Below are 17,130 nucleotides of genomic sequence, written 5' to 3' on the forward strand. Positions count from 1 at the left end.
AACAAGACGCCCGACACCCGTCGATCAACCCCAGCTGGCCTGAGCCCCGAGCGACCGCTTGTCCACCAGTTCGAGTCGACTCTCGGTGTACGACGCGATCTGATCCACGACGACGCGAGTCCGTTCGGCGTCGCTGTTCGCGCGTTGCCACGCGGGCACCAGGATGGGATCGAGTTCGCCCGGCGCCGAGCGCATCAACCACTCGGCGACGCGATGGATCCGGTCACGTTGACGTTCCTGCCGAATCTTGTGCCCGGCGTCGGACATGACGTACCGCAGTGCCATCGTCTTGAGCAGAGCCACTTCGGACGCGACGATCGACGGCACCACGAGGTCGGCGTCGTATCGCGTCAACGCTGCCGTGCCGTACTTCTGGCGGGTTCCGTCGATGGCAGCCGTGGCGAATCGCCCGACCAGCTCGCTCGTCATGTGCTTGAGCGCCACGGATGCGGTGAGGGTGCCGTCGTATCTGCCGACCGCGACGACGACGTCCATCTTGGACAGCCGGCTCGCCGCCTCGATCAACTCGTCGACGTCGAGTCCGCGGAACTCCGAGACACCGAGTTCGGCCAGTGCCCGCTGCTCGATCGGATCGGATAGTGCACGCAGGTCGATTCTGGCGTCGATGACGCCGTCCTCGACGTCGTGCACCGAGTAGGCGACGTCGTCGGACCAATCCATGGTCTGCGCTTCGAGGCACTTGTGCTTGTCCGGTGCACCGTCGCGTACCCAGCCGAGAATGGCCGAGTCGTCGTCGTAGGCACCGAATTTCGCGCCCGGCGCGGGCCTGGTCCACGGATACTTCATCGCGGCGTCGAGGGCGGCGCGGGTGAGGTTGAGCCCCGCGCTGTTGCCGTCGGAGTCGAGGATCTTGGGCTCGAGGCCGGTCAGGATGCGCAGGTTCTGCGCGTTGCCCTCGAATCCGCCGCAGTCCTGGGCCACCTCGTCGAGGGCTCGCTCGCCGTTGTGTCCGTAGGGAGGATGACCGATGTCGTGTGCCAAGCCCGCCAGATCGACCAGATCGGGGTCGCTGCCGAGCCCCTCCGCGATGCTGCGCCCGATCTGCGCGACCTCGAGCGAATGCGTCAACCGGGTGCGCGGGGTGTCACCGTCGCGGGGCCCGGTCACCTGGGTCTTGTCCGCCAGACGACGCAGGGCAGCACAGTGCAAGACCCGCGCTCGATCTCGCGCGAACGCACTCCGATGCGAGGCGTTGTCCGCCCCGGATCGAAGCCCAGCGGTCTTGGGCGGTTCGGGAACGAATCGTTCGACGTCGTGCTCGGAGTATGTGCCGGTCATCTACTGGCCTGCCGTGTAGGAGAAATCAGCGGTGAAGTGCGTCAACTGGTACCACAGCAGCGCGCCTGTCTCCCTGGCTATTCCGTGCGCCTGCGACTCGCGGGTGTAGACGGCAGGCCCGGTGCGGGTGGGCGACGTCCACGCATCGAGATCGGCGTCGCGCGCCATGGTTCGGGTGCGCAGCGAGTGCCACGGATCGCTGACCAGCACCACCGATGTCTTGCCCTGATCTCGTAGCGTGGCACTGACGGCTTCGATGCTTTCGAGGGTGTCCGATCCGGTTTCGACGGCCACGATCGCGTCGGCAGGCACGCCCTGATCTATCAGGTAATTGCGACCCGACGCCGCCTCGGTGAACAGGTCACCTTCTTGCTTGCCGCCGACGGTGACGATCTCGGGAGCGATGCCCTGCTCGTACAACGAGGCCGCCTGCGCCAAGCGTGCCTCGAACACCGTCGAGGGCGTACCGCTGTACTGCGCCGCACCGAGTACGACGATGGCGTCCGCCGCAGTATGGTCGTCGATCCGAGCCACCTGCCACACGCGCACCGCGGTGCCTGCCACCAGAACGAGGGCCATCAGTATCACTCCCGCGACCAACCGACCCGTCCAGCGTCCGAGCGTTCCGAAGAAGCCCAGCCGCTCGGGACCGGGGTCCGGGGCATACCGGTCGTCGTACGGGTCGCCGTACGAATCTCGGTCGAGAGTTGGATTCACCCCTCGAGTTTGCCAGGCCCGCGCATCTTCGGCGGTCACGGCGCGCCTCGGAAGGTCAGAGCCACCCGCGGTCCTCGGCGACACGGACCGCTTCGGCCCGGGTGCTGGTGCCGGTTTTTCCGATCGCCGAAGAGAGATGGTTGCGCACTGTCCCCTCCGACAGGTGCACCTGCGCCGCGATGGCACCGGCCGTTCCACCCTTCGACGCTGCGCGAAGAACTTCCTGCTCACGGGCGGTCAGGGGCGATACGCCCTCGGTGAGCGTCTCGGTGGCGAGCGCGGGATCGACGACGCGCAGACCCATGTGGACCCGTCGCACGGCATCGGCCAACTGTTTGGCTGGAGTGTCCTTGACGACGAATCCGGAGGCTCCGGCATCGATCGCACGGCGCAGATATCCGGGCCGGCCGAACGTCGTGACGATCAGCACTCTCGACTCCGGTACCACCTGAGCCAGCTCGGCGGTGACGTCGATGCCGTTCTTGCCCGGCATTTCCACGTCGAGCAGCACGACGTCGGGTCGATGTTCGAGAACCGCCGCCACCACTTCGTCGCCTCGTCCCACCTCGGCGACGATGTCGAGGTCGTGTTCGAGTCCCAACAATGCCGCGAGAGCACCACGCACCAGCGCTTGGTCGTCGGCCAGCAACAGTCTGATACTCATGGTGCCGAGACCTCCACCTTGAATCCGCCGGTCGGAACCCGGGCGACCGTCAGTGAACCACCGGCAGCGCTCACGCGTTCACCCAACCCGCGGAGCCCGTTTCCTCCACAGTGTTCCTCGGCCGGCCCGCATCCGTCGTCGACGATGGAAATGCTCGACGGCGTCAGCATCACCCGGCAGCGGCGTGCGTGGGAGTGTCGCACCACGTTGGTCACCGCTTCACGCAGAACCCAGCCGAACAGTTCGCGGTGTCTCAGTGGAACGACGTCGGCATCCGCGGGCAGCTCGACGTCGATGGCTGCAGCCACCAGAGCTGTTCGTGCGCTTGCCAGTTCGGTACCGATGTCGATTTGACGCATGCCGCCGACGGTGCTTCGGACGTCGGCCAGTGCTTGCCTTGCAAGGGTTTCCACCTCGGCGATCTCGACAGCTGCTCGGGCAGCATCGATCTCGAGCAATCTGCCGGCCAGTTCGCTCTTGACAGTGATGACGGTCAAGGAATGCCCGAGAATGTCGTGCACGTCTCGGCTCATCCGCTCACGTTCGGCGACGATGGCCAGATCCGCCAATTGCTGCCTCGCCACGGCCAATTCGTGGTTGCGCTGGAAGACCTGAGTGATACCCCACGCAGCGGCCGAGCTGATCAGCAACTGAAACGCGAAAAAGTTGTCGGGCTCCCAGGACGGGATGACCCGCGGTGCCACTTCGATGGCCACCACCATCACCGCGACCAACGTCCACGCCTGCCGAACCGGCAGCGTCATGATCGCCAGCACCGCGATGTAGATCGTTGCGCCGAATCCGGTGGTTCCGATCAGCGCGCTCATCGCCGCGGTCAGGGCCAGCATTGCCGCGAGCGCGATCCAGGCCTGCCGTACCGGCAGCGGGTGTCCGCGGCGGTGACCGTTGCGGAAGCGCCAGAAGGTGGCCGTGAACACGACTCCGAACCCGACGATCGCGGCAATACCGAGGACCCGTGCCGCCACAGATTCCAACGACAGAATCTCGTTCAACGGATAGATCAAGTAGATCAGCCAGATGGCTCCGAAAATCCAGCCGTACCGCCAAACCCTGCCCTCGGGGAGGTCGGCGGTGAACGTGGTCATGTCGCCCACGGTATCTCCGTGGGCGACACGATCGGTGGTTTCCGCGTCAGGCACGCTTGGTGTCTTTCCGGAACAGCAGCGCCGCTCCTGCGATGAACACCACCGCCCACACCACCAGGTTGACCACTGCGACGGCGAGGATGCCTGCGTCGGCCGAGGTGAACGGAGCCCGGGCCACAGTCGCCAGGCCGTACAACGGGGTGAACTTCGCCAGCATCGGGAACCAGCCGCTGTCACCGAGCGGGACGAACAATCCGCCGGCCAGGGCGAGGAAGGCCAGTACCGGTCCGAGGATCTGCATGACGTTCTCCGAGGGCAGCAGGTACCCCATGAACAACCCGAATGCGGCGAACACCGCAGATCCGAGCCACGCGATCACTCCGCACGCGAGCCACACCCAGATCGGCATGTCGGCTCCGAAGAATGCCGCGACGACGAACACCACGACGATCGCTGCAGCACCCATCGTCATGGCGACGAGCATCTTGGTGACGATGTAAGCGACAGGTTTGAGCGGAGTCAGTCGCAGCTGCCTGCTCCAGCCCTGAGCGCGTTCGACGGAGACCATCGCTCCCCCACTCGTGGTGGCCAGCATCGCTCCGTAGACGGCCATGCTGATGGCGATGTAGCCCGTGACGTTGCCGTGCGCGAAAGGGTAGTTGGTCCGGTAGTCCGACTGCGTCCCGAAAATGACGAAGAACACCGGGGGCATGACCAACGTGAAGACCAACGTGCGCTTGTTCCGGAACAGGCGACGGATTTCGAGTCCGAGGAACGTGGGCGAAAATCCGCCGTACGCAACGGCTCTGGCAGCGGTGGGGCGGGGCGAGGTCGTGGTCATCGGATACTCCCGGCGAGTTCGGTGTCGGCATCGGTGGTCAGGGCGAGGAAGGCGTCCTCGAGGTTGCGCGAGACGATTTCGAGATCGGTCGCATGCGCGTCGTTGAGCAGGTAGCGGGCAACGCAGTCGGAGTCGCGTCCGTGCACGATCACCCGGTCGCCGCGCGTCTCGACCCGGTCGACTCCGGGAAGAGCGAGCAACGTGGACCGGTCGACACCGGGCAGAGTGGCGGTGACCGTGCGTCCCGCCGCGAGATTCTTGACCTCGGCGGCGCTGCCGTCGGCAACGATCTTGCCGTGCCGCACCAGGACGATCCGGTCGGCGTAGGCATCGGCCTCGTCGAGGTAGTGCGTTGCGAACAGCACCGTTCTGCCGGTGCTCGCGTCCTGGCGAATGGCGTTCCAGAAGTCACGACGACCCTCGACGTCCATGCCGGTGGTCGGCTCGTCCAACACCAGCAGATCCGGGTCGGGCAACAGTGCAAGTGCGAATCGCAGTCGCTGTTGCTGGCCGCCGGAGCACTTGGCCACTCGCCTGTCGCCGATGTCGGCGATGCCGGCCCGAGTCAGCACTTCCTTCACCGACCGAGTTCGGGCGAACAGGGCCGCGGTCAGTTCGACGGTTTCGCGGACGGTCAGGTCGCGAAGAAGTCCGCCGGTCTGCATCACCGCCGAGATGCGCCCCTGAGCGATGGCGTCGGCGGGCGTTCCTCCGAACACCGAGACCGTCCCGGTGGTGGGTGTGGCCAGGCCGAGCATCATGTCGATGGTCGTGGTCTTGCCGGCACCGTTCGGTCCGAGGAAAGCGACTACCTCGCCCGGCTCGATGGACAGGTCGATTCCGTCCACCGCACGGACCGATCCGTATGTCTTGGTGACGCCTCTCAGTTCGACTGCCTTCGTTGTGGTCATGACAGCTACTCTGCTGCGATCCGAGCCCGACCACCTCGACCGAGCGTCACGATTGCACGATGACAACTGTCATGGATCGACCTGCTCGATTCGGACACGACCCAGCCGGTAGATTTCAGCGCATGGCAGTCCAGCACCGGCGGCACTCCAGCGCCACAGTCCGTAGGTCGGTCCATCGATTCCGTCGCCTCACCGCAACAGGTGCTCTGACCTTGTTCGCTGCGGTTCTCCTCGCCCCCGGCGTCGCCTCCGCCGAGGCACCGTCGCGCCTCGCCACCCAGATCACCGACAACGTGCAGGCACTCGATCCGGACTCGCTGGCCGAGGTACAGACGTCCATCGACGACCTGTACGGCGGCAGCCAGGTCAGGCTGTGGGTCACCTACGTTGCGGATTTCGACAACATGTCGGCGGCGAACTGGGCCGAACAGACATACCAACGGAGCGATCTCGGTCAGCGTGACGTCCTGCTCGCAGTGGCGACCGTCGATCGGTCGTACTACCTCGGCGTCAACACCGGGCTCTCGCAGATCACCACGGCGGAGCAGGACGACATTCGCGTCAACGACGTCGAACCTGCACTGGGCGAAGAGGATTGGTCGGGAGCGGCCATAGCTGCGGCCGGCGCTCTCGGCGAGGCCTATGCGTCGAGCGGCGGAGGTGGGTCGTCGGCACCGCTGCTGATCGGTGTCGGGGTGTTGGCCGTCGCAGGCGGCGGAGCTGTTGTCTACTCCTCACGGCGCAAGAAGGCTCGAGTGGCCGCCGAGGTGGAAGCGGTGGCGAAGATCGACCCGAGCGACCCGGCAGCATTGGCCCAATTCCCGATCGACGTTCTCGACACCCGCGCCAAGGAAATTCTGATCGAGACCGACAACGCCGTGCGAGCCAGCGAGGAGGAATTGACCTTGGCCCGAGGCGAATTCGGCGATTCGGCAGCCGCTCCCTTCATCACGGCGTACGACAACGCAAAGAAAGCTCTGGCCTCTGCCTTCGAGATCCGTCAGCGGCTCGACGACGCCATTCCCGAAACCCCCGATCAGCGACGGGCGATGCTCGTCGAAATCATCTCCTCGTGCGGCCAGGCAGATCGCGAACTCGACTCTCGGGTCGAGGAATTCGACGGATTCCGCGACCTCGTCATGAACGCCGGTTCGCATCTCGACGAGCTCACCCAAGCCGTCATCGGCTTGACGGTGCGCATTCCGCAGTCCGAAGCCGTACTCGCTCAACTGCATTCGGAATTCTCCGAGACCGCATTGAAATCGATTGCCGACAACGTCATGATGGCCAAGGATCGAGTTGCGCTGGCCGAGGAGAACATCGAAGCCGGCCGCAAGGCCGCAGCACTGCCGCCCGGTAAGCAGGGCCCGGCCGTCACAGCGATTCGGACCGCGGAACGAGCCGTCGATCAGGCGAAGTCGTTGCTCGACGGAGTCGACCACGCCCGCGACGACATACGGCACGCAATAGCCACCCTGCCCGACGCCATCGCGGACGTCCGCCGGGACATCGAGCAGGCTCGCGGACTGACCGAACACGGCGGTACCGAACTGCAGGCGGCGATGGCCGCGGCACAGACGGCATTGAAGAACGCCGAGACGGCACAGTCGAGCGATCCGCTCGGTAGTTACACCGCCCTTGCCGCAGCAGATTCCGAACTCGAGAAGATCGTCGACGAAGCGTCTGCGGAGAAGGCCGCCGAGGATCAGCTGCGGGCGCGTCTGGAACGCGATATTGCCGCTGCCCAGGCGCAGATCACTGCTGCAGCGGACTACATCTCGACCCGACGCGGCGGAGTGGGTGCCGATGCTCGAACGCGTTTGTCCGAAGCCGAACGGCATCTCGGTGCAGCTCGGCAGCTCGAACCGGAAAATCCCGACGAGGCTCTCAAGCACGCGCATGCCGCCAGTCAATTGGCTTCGCGCGCATCGCAGATCGCCCAATCCGATGTACAGAACTGGGAAAATCGGCACGGCCCACGCGGCGGTAGCAGCGGCGGCAACGTAGCAGGCGCCGTACTCGGCGGGATCCTGATCAACAGCGTGCTGCGCGGTGGCGGAGGCGGATTCGGCGGCGGCTTCGGTGGTGGCGGGGGCTTCGGCGGCGGTGGAGGCGGAGGCGGCGGCTTCGGCGGAGGCGGAGGCGGCGGCTTCGGCGGAGGCGGCGGCCGCTTCTGAATCCGACCGAGACATGCGACAGGGCACGCTCTCTCATCGAGAGATCGGGCCCTGTCGATTGCCTACAGCTCTACGCGCCGATCAGTCGGGACGCGATGTAACCCTCGACCTGATCGAGAGCCACGCGCTCCTGTGCCATCGTGTCGCGCTCACGAATGGTGACGGCGTGGTCGTCGAGGGTGTCGAAGTCGACGGTGATGCAGAACGGGGTACCGATCTCGTCCTGACGACGGTAGCGACGGCCGATGGCTCCGGCATCGTCGAATTCCACGTTCCAGTACTGACGCAGTTGCTGCGCAAGATCTTTCGCCTTCGGCGTCAGGTCTGCGTTACGCGAGAGCGGGAGCACAGCGACCTTCACCGGGGCAAGACGACGATCGAGCTTGAGCACGACACGCTTGTCGACGCCGCCCTTGGCGTTGGGTGCCTCGTCCTCGGTGTACGCGTCGACGAGGAACGCCATCAGCGACCGAGTCAAGCCGGCGGCCGGCTCGATGACGTACGGGGTGTACCGGGTGTCGGTGGCCTGCTCGTAGTAGCTCAGGTCCTGGCCCGACGCCTTCGAGTGCACCGTCAGGTCGTAATCGGTGCGGTTCGCGACGCCCTCGAGCTCACCCCAGGCGCTGCCCTGGAAGCCGAAGCGGTACTCGATGTCGACGGTGCGCTTGGAGTAGTGCGACAGCTTTTCCTTGGCGTGCTCGTACAGCCGCAGGTTCTCCGGATCGATGCCGAGATCGGTGTACCACTTCATGCGGTAGTCGATCCAGTACTGATGCCACTCGTCGTCCTCGCCGGGCTTGACGAAGAACTCCATCTCCATCTGCTCGAACTCGCGAGTGCGGAAGATGAAGTTTCCCGGTGTGATCTCGTTGCGGAAGCTCTTGCCGATCTGGCCGATGCCGAACGGCGGCTTCTTGCGTGAGGTCGTCAGCACGTTGGCGAAGTTGACGAAGATGCCTTGGGCGGTCTCGGGGCGAAGGTAATGCAGCCCCTCTTCGTTGTCGACCGGGCCGAGGAAGGTCTTGAGCAGGCCGGAGAATGCGCGCGGCTCGGTCCACGAACCGGGCTCACCGGTCTCCGGGTCGCGGATATCGGCGAGTCCGTTCTCGGGCGGGTGGCCGTGCTTCTCCTCGTAGGCCTCGATGAGGTGATCGGCACGGTAGCGCTTGTGGGTGTGCAGCGACTCGACGAGCGGATCGGAAAACGTCTCGACGTGGCCGGAGGCCTCCCACACCTGGCGCGGCAAAATCACCGACGAGTCGAGCCCGACGGTGTCGTCGCGGCTGGTGACCATGTTGCGCCACCACTGCTTCTTGATGTTCTCCTTGAGCTCGACGCCGAGCGGACCGTAGTCCCAGGCCGACTTCGTACCGCCGTAGATTTCGCCGCACGGGTAGACGAGACCTCTGCGCTTGGCGAGGTTGGCGACGGTTTCGACCTTGGACTTGGGTGCCACTGGCGGAGCTCTCCATCTTCGGTTACATCGTGTAAGAGGTGACGTGGGCGGTTTTCGCCCTGATCAGACTATCTGGCTCGGTCATCGATTCCGAACAGCGGTCGGGCACCGAAATTGACATGCGCACCTGTGCATATCACAATGAATATGATTTGCAATAACGATGACTGCACTAGCCTGAGTTCATGACGTCGACCGTGCAGGGAGAATTCGACAACCGACCGGTGACCGAAGGAGCCGCAGCCATGTCCACGGTGCACACCCACAGAACCGACTCGTCCATGGAGACGGCGGCGCATCTGCAGGATCCGGAACGCCCGGTGCACGACGACCCGTTCGCCACCACTCCCCCGGCGTTACTTCCGCCGAAGGAGACCTTGGCCGCGGCCGGCGACATCCTGCGTGCACTGGCCGCACCGGTTCGGATTGCGATCGTCCTGCAGCTCCGAGAATCCGAGCGCTGCGTTCACGAACTCGTCGTCGCCCTCGGTGTGACACAGCCGTTGATCAGCCAGCATCTGCGGGTTCTCAAGGCGGCCGGTGTGGTCCGCGGAGAACGTAACGGCCGCGAGGTCCTGTACCGACTGGTCGACGACCATCTCTCCCACATCGTCGTCGACGCCGTGGCTCACGCCGAGGAAGGCCGAAACCTGTGACCGAGAAGACGACCGATACCGCCACTCCGAGACGACCCGTCGTAGTCGGAGTACGAGCCACGAAGCAACGCAGTGCGATCTCGGATCTGCTCGACACCATCGAGGAGTTCAAGTCCGCGCAGGATCTGCACGACGAGCTGCGCAAGCGCGGTGAGGGGATCGGCCTGACGACCGTGTACCGCACACTGCAGACCCTTGCCGACGCAGGAACGGTCGACGTTCTGCGTACCGACAACGGCGAGTCGGTCTACCGGCGTTGCTCCTCGGGCCATCATCACCACCTGGTGTGCCGAGCATGCGGATTCACCGTCGAGGTCGAGGGTCCCACCGTCGAGAAGTGGTCGCAGAGTGTCGCCGAGTCCAACGGCTTCAGCGACGTGAGCCACACCATCGAGATATTCGGCACCTGCAGTCAGTGCAGCACGGCCGGTCACTGAACAGCTCTCACCCCACCGCACCCGCCAGGCGAGGCACCACCGAATCGATGGCGAACGGAATGGACAGCACCGAGTTGTACGTGATCGCCCCACGCTGATCGATGGATAACGGAACGATGGCGTCGTTGCGGGCGGCTGTCAGTGTTCCGAAGATCGGATTCTCCGCCACGACGTCGATGTCGTCGCCGGTGCCGAGATAGAGCACCACATCGGCGTCGAGCTTCGAGATGTTCTCGGCCGAGACCGGAACGAAGAAGTTGGTTCCGTTGTCCTCGGCCAGGATCGGGTCCGGAATCCCGAAGCCCAATGACGTGACGAACGTCCCCCGCGCGTCCCCCGGCAGATATGCGCCGAACTGACCGTCGTACGGAAGTACCACGGCGGCAGTCTTACCCGCGAACTCCGGATGTCCGGCTCGAACCTGTTCGAGTGCAGCCGTGGTCTGGGCGTTCAGCTCCTTGCCACGATCGGATTCGCCCATCGCGCGGGCGATGGTGTCGGTTGCCACCTCGCGATCGACGGCGTATGCCGCCGATCCGGCCGGTCGAGCGACGGTCGGGGCGATGTCACTGAGTTGCGCGTAGGTGGCCTCGTCGAAGCCGGCGTTCAGCCCGGTGATCAGATCCGGTTGCAGAGAAGCGATCAGCTCGAAGTTCGGTTCGGACTCCGAGCCCAGCAGCGTCAGTGGTGCGTCGCCCACCAACTCGTCGGTCCACGGACCGAGTCCGGTCTCGTAGAAGGTGTATCCGGTGTTTCCGACCGGGACGGTTCCGAGCGCGATGACGGCATCGGCGTCGGACACCCCGAGCGTGACTATGCGGGTGGGCTTCTCCGGAACGGTCGTGCTGCCGTAGATGTGGTCGATGACCACCGGGAAAACACCGTCCGCAGACTGGGCCGCGCTGTCGTCGGGTTCTGCTGTGGAGCAGGCAGTTGCGGACGCGCCGATGGCCATCACCGCCACCACTGCCGTCAGCATTCTGGACACTCGAACCGCCATTGCAACCGCCTTCACGTGAGTTAGTAAAGGCTTACCTTAGACGACCGTTCAGGGCAGCAAACCCTCGCGGGCCTTCTCGACCCCGGCGAGCACCAGAATCAACATCGTCAACATCGCTTCGTCGTCCAACCCGTTGGCCGGAAAGGTGTAGCGCAACAACACATCTGCGAGCTTGTCGTGGGTGTTGACCGAAATCGCGCCGAACTGCGAATCGGCGTTGCGGTCGGCTACCTTCTTGTGTAGTGCGGGCTTGAGCGGTCGATCCCAGGCCAGCACCGCGGTGAGCGAAAGCACCTCGAGCTCCGGCGAGAGCTGCACCGCGCGTAGCGAGCACAGCGCACCTGCATAGTCGAACCCCAGAGACCCTTCCTCACCCACAGTGACAGTGGCGAACTGCGCCAGCGCCAACTGAGCCCGCGTCTGCAAGGTGAGGCCAGATACATCGTCACTCATATTTCACTCCACCGAATCGTCGGTCCCGCGACGCGAATTCGATGCAGGCCTCCCACAGATCTCGACGATCGAAATCGGGGAACAGTTTCTTCTGGAAAACGAACTCCGCGTAGGCCGACTGCCACAGCAGGAAATTGGAGGTTCTCTGCTCCCCCGAAGGACGCAGGAACAGGTCGACGTCGGGCATGTCCGCCTCGTCGAGGTACTTCGCGACGGTCGCCTCGGTGATCTTTTCCGGGTTGATCTTTCCGGCGGCAACCTGACGCGCGATTTCCCTTGTGGCGTCGGCAATTTCGGCTCGCCCGCCGTAGTTGACACACATGGTCAGCGTCATCACCGTGTTGTGCTTCGTCAGCTCCTCGGCCACTTCGAGTTCTTTGATGACGCTGCCCCACAGTCGCGGTCGCCGACCGGCCCAGCGCACCCGCACACCCATCTCGTTCATCTCGTCTCGTCGACGCCGGATCACGTCGCGATTGAAACCCATCAAGAACTTGACCTCGTCGGGACTGCGCTTCCAGTTCTCCGTCGAGAAAGCGTACGCAGACAACCACTGCACACCGATTTCGATGCAGCCACAGACGGCATCCATCAGTACTGCTTCGCCCTGCTCGTGCCCTGCGGTTCGCGGCAATCCACGATCCTGAGCCCACCGGCCGTTACCGTCCATGACCAGAGCGACGTGACGAGGAATCAGCTCCGGCTGCAAGATCGGCGGCCGCGCACCCGAGGGGTGCGGGTCCGGCGGGCGAACCGCCGGCCGTTCGTCAGGCCGGTGTTGCGGCTCGCGTCGTCGAATCACGGTCCCCATCCTGCCCGACGGTGTCGGCGAACACGGAGTCAGGTTGGGCCAGCGGCACCTGGTGTGGATGCGAGCGCTCGATGAGCGGAAGTGTGCGGAGCTGGCGTTCGAGGTGCCACTGCAGATGAGCCGCCACCAGGCCACTGGCCTGCTTTCGGACCGCATCGGAGGTGGTGACGGTGTAGTCCCACTCCCCTCGTTCGAGGGCCACCATCAAATCCAGAACACCGGTCGATGGCGTCGCAGATCCCGGCGGTCGGCAATGCACGCACACAGCGCCACCCGCGGCGACGTGGAACGCACGATGCGGCCCCACCGCAGCGCATCGAGCGCAGTCCGTCAGTGCGGGAGCCCATCCGGCGAAACCCATCGCACGCAGCAGATACGCGTCGAGTACCAACTCGGGCGGCCGCACGTGCTGCGCAAGGGCACGCAGCGCGCCGACGGTCAGCTGATGCAGGCGCTGCGCGGGGGCGTGTTCTTCGCCGGCCAGACGCTCGGCGGTTTCGAGGACTGCGCAGCCGGTGGTGTACCGGCCGTAATCGGCAACGATGTCCCCGCCGAACGCGTCCACCGTGTGCACCTGAGTGACGATGTCGAGGTTGCGTCCGGGATAGAGCAGGACGTCGATGTGCGCAAACGGCTCCAGCCGTGCGCCGAACTTGGACTTGGTGCGGCGCACCCCCTTGGCCACCGCACGGACGATGCCGTTCTCCCTGGTCAGCAACGTGACGATGCGATCGGCCTCACCCAGCTTGTGCTGGCGCAGGACGACTGCGTTGTCACGGTATGGCCTCACGCTCTCCAGTGTCCCACGTGGGCGTCGACGAAGATCGTTCCCGCGCTGACGGTGAGTCGATACTGTGCACACGTGGATTTCCATCGGTCGACACTCGTTGCTCAGGCTGCCGAACTCGCGTCGAGACGCGTCACCTCGGTCGAGGTGGTCACCGCTGCACTGGATCGCATAGAACGCAGTCAACCCACCCTCAACGCGTTCCGGATCGTGCGACGCGATGCCGCCCTCACCGAAGCCGCCGAGGCCGATCGGCTGATTGCTGCGGGCTCGTCCGCTCCCCTGCTCGGCGTTCCGATCGCAGTCAAGGACGACGTCGACATCGTCGGCGAACCGACCGCATTCGGCTGCGCAGGCCGGTTTCCGCTGGCCACCGAGGACTCCGAGGTGGTCCGCCGACTGCGTGCGGCAGGGGCGATCATCGTGGGAAAGACCAACAGTCCCGAACTCGGGCAATGGCCGTTCACGGGCGGATCGTTCGGCCACACGAGGAATCCGTGGCACCGAGACCGGACTCCGGGCGGTTCCTCCGGTGGCAGTTCTGCCGCGGTCGCAGCCGAATTGGTTTCCGCCGCTCTGGGTTCCGACGGTGCCGGCTCGGTGCGCATCCCGGCGTCGTGGACCAACCTCGTCGGCATCAAGCCGCAGCGCGGCCGAATTTCCACCTGGCCCGATGCCGAGGCGTTCAACGGCATCACCGTCATCGGTCCGCTCGCCCGAACGGTGGCCGACGCAGCCCTGCTTCTCGACGTGGTCTCCGGTGGGCACGACGGCGATCTGCACCGGCCGACTCCGCTGACCGTCTCTGACGCCGTCGGCCGCGACCCCGGTTCGCTGCGCATCGCGTTGAGTCTGCGCAAGCCGTTCATTCCGACACCCGCGGCACTGGATCCCGAGATCACGGCTGCGGCGTACGAGATGGCTGCCGTGCTGCGGTTGCTCGGTCACCGCGTGGTCGTCGACGATCCTGCGTACGGAATGTTGTTGGGGCTCAACTTCTTACCGCGGTCGTTGGCCGGAGTCGCGGCCTGGCTCGACCGCCTGCCCGACCCGTCTCTGGCCGACCCCCGCACCCGAGCCAACGCCCGGAGCGGACGAGCCCTCGCCGGCGCACCACTGCGGGCGGCCCGCGCGGCAGAGCCACGGATAGCCCGCCGCATCGGCCAGTTCTTCGACGACTACGACGTCGTGCTCGCCCCGACGACGGCCACGCCGCCTCCGCGGGTCGACGCCATCGACGGCATCTCCAACGCCGACACCGACCGCGTGATCACCGAGCACTGCCCGTACACATGGCCGTGGAACGTCCTCGGTTGGCCGAGCGTCAACGTCCCCGCGGGACTGACGAAAGCCGGTCTACCGATCGGTCTGCAGCTGATGGGCCACGAATCCACAGAGCCTCTGCTGGTCTCGGTGGCCGCTCAACTCGAGAACGTACTGCAGTGGCATCGCCGACGCCCCGAGCCGTGGTGGACCCATGTGAGTGAAACTTCGTAGCCTGCTACGAAGTTTCACTCACATGGGAAGCCGCTCCGCATCAGAAACCGAGCTTGCCCATCTGTTTCGGGTCGGTCTGCCAGTCCTTGGCGATCTTGACGTGCAGATCCAGGTAGATGCGGGTACCGAGCAATTTCTCGATCTGCAGTCGCGACGCGGTGCCGACCTCTTTGAGTCGCGAGCCGCCCTTGCCGATGATGATGGCCTTCTGGCTGGACCGTTCGACGTACAGGATCGCGTGCACATCGAGCATGTTGTCGTGGCCCTCGCGCGGCACGACCTCCTCGATGACCACTGCCAGCGAGTGCGGGAGCTCGTCGCGGACACCTTCGAGCGCTGCCTCGCGGATCAGCTCGGCCATGAGGATTTCCTCCGGCTCGTCCGTCAGTTCCCCGTCGGGATAGAAGGCGGGACCCGGGGGCAATTCGGAGGCCAGGAGGTCGACGAGCTTCTCGATCTGCTCACCGGATTCGGCCGATACCGGGATCACGTGCGAATTCTCGCCCAACAGCTTCGACAACGACATCAACTGCTGTACGACGCGTTCCTTCTTGACCTTGTCGATCTTGGTCACGATGCCGATCAGGGTGGTCTTCGGCGCGATGTGCCGCACTTGTTCGAGGATCCACCGGTCGCCCGGTCCGATCTTCTCGTCGGCGGGGATGCACAGTCCGATGACGTCGACCTCGGAGTAGGTGTCCTGCACCAGATCGTTGAGGCGTTGACCCAGAAGCGTTCTCGGTCGGTGGAGCCCCGGGGTATCGACGAGGATCAATTGCGCGTGATCGCGGTGCACGATGCCGCGGATCGTGTGGCGCGTGGTCTGGGGTCGCGAGGACGTGATGGCGATCTTCGACCCCACCAGTGCGTTGGTCAGGGTCGACTTGCCGGTGTTGGGCCGGCCTACGAAACAGACGAATCCGGATCGGAACTCTTCGGTGTGTTGCTCGGACATCGAGCACCTCCAGATTTCAGTGTTGGTGAGTGACGTCCGACGAGTCGTCGTCCTCGGTGGATTCTTCGTCGGGTTCGAGCTTTTCGACCAGCACGGTGGTGATGCGGACGCGGCCCTTGGGGTCGGCTCCACCCTCGCCGCGCAGCAACAGTCCGTGAGTGGTCACTTCGGAACCGGGCAGCGGCACTCGGCCGAGCTCGTAGCCGAGGAGTCCGCCGACGGTATCGACCTCCTCGGATTCGATGTCGATACCGAAGATTTCGCCCAGATCCTCGAGCGGTACCCGCGAGGACACCCGGAACCGTCCGTCTTCGAGTTGCTCGATGGGTGCTACCTCGTCCGAGTCGTACTCGTCGGCGATCTCCCCGACGATCTCCTCGATGACGTCCTCGATGGTCACCAGGCCCGCGATGCCGCCGTACTCGTCGACCAACAACGCCATATGGTTTCGGTCTCGCTGCATCTCGGCGAGAAGACTGTCGAGCGGCTTGGAGTCCGGTACGAACACCGCCGGACGCATCAGTTCGGAGACCTGTACGCCTCGCCCACCGTCGGTGGAGTAATACGTCTGCTGCACAAGGTCTTTGAGGTACACCACGCCGACGATATCGTCCACGTTCTCGCCGATCACCGGGATGCGAGAGTGCCCACTGCGCACGGCCAGCGACGTCGCCTGCCCCGCCGACTTGTCGGATTCGATCCACACCATTTCGGGCCGCGGCACCATGACCTCGCGGGCCGAGGTATCGCCCAGCTCGAACACCGATTGAATCATTCGGCGTTCGTCGTCGGCCACGACTCCGCGCTCGCGCGCCATGTCGACCAGCTCACGAAGCTCGATCTCGGATGCGAACGGGCCGTTGCGAAATCCCTTACCCGGGGTGATCGCGTTACCGATGAGAATGAGCAGCCTGCTGATCGGCCCGAGGAGCCAGCCGAGGGCGCGCAACGGCAACGCTGCGGCGAGCGCGATCGAGTACGCGTTCTGCCTACCCAGCGTTCTCGGACCGACGCCGATCACGACGTAGCTGACCAATACCATTGCCACAGCGGTGATCACGAGCGCGGTGGTCGAGTCGATCAACTGGGTCAGGCCACCTGCGAGCAGCACCGTGCCGCCGATTTCGCACAGAATACGAAGCAGCACCATGAGATTGACGTACCGCGGGCGGTCGGCAACCACGACGACGAGGCCGGTGGCACCCGGTCGCTCGTCCTTGACCATGTCTTCGATTCGCGCCCGCGAGACGGTGTTCAGGGCCGAATCGACTGCGGCGAACAAGCCGCCGAGAGGAACCAGCAGAACGGCGAAGACGATGAGTGCGGCAGCACTGCTCACGCGCTAGGACCCCGCACTCCCGCT

At 64.8% G+C, this 17,130-nt stretch carries 17 protein-coding genes; 4 read left to right on the forward strand and 13 right to left on the reverse strand.

The features are described from left to right. Positions 1–24: 24 nt before the first annotated feature. From K414_RS0119600 to K414_RS0119625, 6 genes are read right to left on the reverse strand one after another with little or no spacing between them, the layout of a single operon-like run. The gene (locus K414_RS0119600; RefSeq protein WP_027497481.1) at positions 25–1,299 is read right to left on the reverse strand and encodes a deoxyguanosinetriphosphate triphosphohydrolase; all 1,275 of its coding nucleotides are present in this window, start codon (positions 1,297–1,299) and stop codon (positions 25–27) included. Then, entirely contained in the window at positions 1,300–2,016 is a 717-nt protein-coding gene (locus tag K414_RS0119605) for a YdcF family protein (protein WP_027497482.1), read from the reverse strand. It lies immediately after the preceding gene. 55 nt (positions 2,017–2,071) lie between these two features. Continuing rightward, positions 2,072–2,680, reverse strand: a complete 609-nt coding sequence (locus K414_RS0119610) for a response regulator transcription factor (RefSeq protein ID WP_027497483.1) — start codon at positions 2,678–2,680, stop codon at positions 2,072–2,074. Beyond that, positions 2,677–3,786 (reverse strand): sensor histidine kinase, encoded by a 1,110-nt coding sequence (locus tag K414_RS0119615; RefSeq protein ID WP_027497484.1) that lies wholly within the window; start codon positions 3,784–3,786, stop codon positions 2,677–2,679. Before K414_RS0119615 ends, K414_RS0119610 begins: the two co-directional genes overlap by 4 nt. A gap of 46 nt (positions 3,787–3,832) precedes the next feature. After that, positions 3,833–4,627, reverse strand: a complete 795-nt coding sequence (locus K414_RS0119620) for an ABC transporter permease (RefSeq protein WP_027497485.1) — start codon at positions 4,625–4,627, stop codon at positions 3,833–3,835. Beyond that, positions 4,624–5,538, reverse strand: a complete 915-nt coding sequence (locus K414_RS0119625) for an ABC transporter ATP-binding protein (RefSeq protein ID WP_027497486.1) — start codon at positions 5,536–5,538, stop codon at positions 4,624–4,626. The genes K414_RS0119620 and K414_RS0119625 overlap by 4 nt, the downstream gene beginning before the upstream one ends. Before the next feature lie 122 nt (positions 5,539–5,660). Between K414_RS0119625 and K414_RS29780 the strand changes: the two genes are divergently transcribed. After that, the gene (locus tag K414_RS29780; RefSeq protein ID WP_027497487.1) at positions 5,661–7,715 is read left to right on the forward strand and encodes a TPM domain-containing protein; all 2,055 of its coding nucleotides are present in this window, start codon (positions 5,661–5,663) and stop codon (positions 7,713–7,715) included. A gap of 70 nt (positions 7,716–7,785) precedes the next feature. Here K414_RS29780 and K414_RS0119635 read toward each other — a convergent pair whose 3' ends face one another. Continuing rightward, positions 7,786–9,171 carry a glycine--tRNA ligase gene (locus K414_RS0119635; protein ID WP_027497488.1) on the reverse strand — a complete coding sequence of 462 codons (1,386 nt, stop codon included), beginning with the start codon at positions 9,169–9,171 and terminating at the stop codon, positions 7,786–7,788. A gap of 281 nt (positions 9,172–9,452) precedes the next feature. Between K414_RS0119635 and K414_RS0119640 the strand changes: the two genes are divergently transcribed. Next, on the forward strand, positions 9,453–9,827 hold the full coding sequence (locus K414_RS0119640; RefSeq protein WP_051365396.1) for a metalloregulator ArsR/SmtB family transcription factor: 375 nt from the start codon (positions 9,453–9,455) through the stop codon (positions 9,825–9,827). Next, positions 9,824–10,264, forward strand: a complete 441-nt coding sequence (locus K414_RS0119645) for a Fur family transcriptional regulator (protein WP_027497490.1) — start codon at positions 9,824–9,826, stop codon at positions 10,262–10,264. The genes K414_RS0119640 and K414_RS0119645 overlap by 4 nt, the downstream gene beginning before the upstream one ends. Before the next feature lie 7 nt (positions 10,265–10,271). Here the strand turns inward: K414_RS0119645 and K414_RS0119650 are convergent, their stop codons facing one another. Genes K414_RS0119650 through recO form a run of 4 tightly spaced genes read right to left on the reverse strand, consistent with a single transcriptional unit; the run spans position 10,272 to position 13,318 of the window. Beyond that, positions 10,272–11,279 carry an iron-siderophore ABC transporter substrate-binding protein gene (locus K414_RS0119650; RefSeq protein WP_237606239.1) on the reverse strand — a complete coding sequence of 336 codons (1,008 nt, stop codon included), beginning with the start codon at positions 11,277–11,279 and terminating at the stop codon, positions 10,272–10,274. A gap of 33 nt (positions 11,280–11,312) precedes the next feature. Then, positions 11,313–11,717, reverse strand: coding sequence for a hypothetical protein (locus K414_RS0119655; RefSeq protein WP_027497492.1), 405 nt, complete (start codon positions 11,715–11,717; stop codon positions 11,313–11,315). Beyond that, positions 11,710–12,528 (reverse strand): isoprenyl transferase, encoded by an 819-nt coding sequence (locus tag K414_RS0119660; protein WP_045841262.1) that lies wholly within the window; start codon positions 12,526–12,528, stop codon positions 11,710–11,712. The genes K414_RS0119655 and K414_RS0119660 overlap by 8 nt, the downstream gene beginning before the upstream one ends. Next, positions 12,485–13,318 carry a DNA repair protein RecO gene (gene recO / locus K414_RS0119665; RefSeq protein ID WP_008715506.1) on the reverse strand — a complete coding sequence of 278 codons (834 nt, stop codon included), beginning with the start codon at positions 13,316–13,318 and terminating at the stop codon, positions 12,485–12,487. The genes K414_RS0119660 and recO overlap by 44 nt, the downstream gene beginning before the upstream one ends. A 72-nt stretch (positions 13,319–13,390) precedes the next feature. Here recO and K414_RS0119670 point away from each other — a divergent pair, with 72 nt between their 5' ends. After that, entirely contained in the window at positions 13,391–14,812 is a 1,422-nt protein-coding gene (locus K414_RS0119670; RefSeq protein WP_027497494.1) for an amidase, read from the forward strand. Between the two features lie 40 nt (positions 14,813–14,852). Here the strand turns inward: K414_RS0119670 and era are convergent, their stop codons facing one another. Together era and K414_RS0119680 are read right to left on the reverse strand one after the other, a co-directional pair. Continuing rightward, a complete protein-coding gene (gene era, locus K414_RS0119675; RefSeq protein WP_027497495.1) occupies positions 14,853–15,767 on the reverse strand; it encodes a GTPase Era in 915 nt (304 codons plus the stop codon). A 16-nt stretch (positions 15,768–15,783) separates the two neighbouring features. Then, positions 15,784–17,106 (reverse strand): hemolysin family protein, encoded by a 1,323-nt coding sequence (locus K414_RS0119680; protein ID WP_027497496.1) that lies wholly within the window; start codon positions 17,104–17,106, stop codon positions 15,784–15,786. Positions 17,107–17,130: the final 24 nt, after the last annotated feature.

This window comes from Rhodococcus sp. JG-3, from assembly GCF_000482405.1.
Taxonomy (GTDB): Bacteria; Actinomycetota; Actinomycetes; order Mycobacteriales; family Mycobacteriaceae; genus Rhodococcoides; species Rhodococcoides fascians.

Excerpts from the sequence above, each read along its gene's own strand:
- K414_RS0119660 (WP_045841262.1), bottom strand. The coding sequence starts at position 12,528 with ATGGGGACCGTGATTCGACGACGCGAGCCGCAACACCGGCCTGACGAA.
- K414_RS0119610 (WP_027497483.1), bottom strand. The coding sequence starts at position 2,680 with ATGAGTATCAGACTGTTGCTGGCCGACGACCAAGCGCTGGTGCGTGGT.
- K414_RS0119600 (WP_027497481.1), bottom strand. The coding sequence starts at position 1,299 with ATGACCGGCACATACTCCGAGCACGACGTCGAACGATTCGTTCCCGAA.
- K414_RS0119640 (WP_051365396.1), top strand. The coding sequence starts at position 9,453 with ATGGAGACGGCGGCGCATCTGCAGGATCCGGAACGCCCGGTGCACGAC.
- K414_RS29780 (WP_027497487.1), top strand. The coding sequence starts at position 5,661 with ATGGCAGTCCAGCACCGGCGGCACTCCAGCGCCACAGTCCGTAGGTCG.
- era (WP_027497495.1), bottom strand. The coding sequence starts at position 15,767 with ATGTCCGAGCAACACACCGAAGAGTTCCGATCCGGATTCGTCTGTTTC.
- K414_RS0119655 (WP_027497492.1), bottom strand. The coding sequence starts at position 11,717 with ATGAGTGACGATGTATCTGGCCTCACCTTGCAGACGCGGGCTCAGTTG.
- K414_RS0119620 (WP_027497485.1), bottom strand. The coding sequence starts at position 4,627 with ATGACCACGACCTCGCCCCGCCCCACCGCTGCCAGAGCCGTTGCGTAC.
- K414_RS0119615 (WP_027497484.1), bottom strand. The coding sequence starts at position 3,786 with ATGACCACGTTCACCGCCGACCTCCCCGAGGGCAGGGTTTGGCGGTAC.
- K414_RS0119625 (WP_027497486.1), bottom strand. The coding sequence starts at position 5,538 with ATGACCACAACGAAGGCAGTCGAACTGAGAGGCGTCACCAAGACATAC.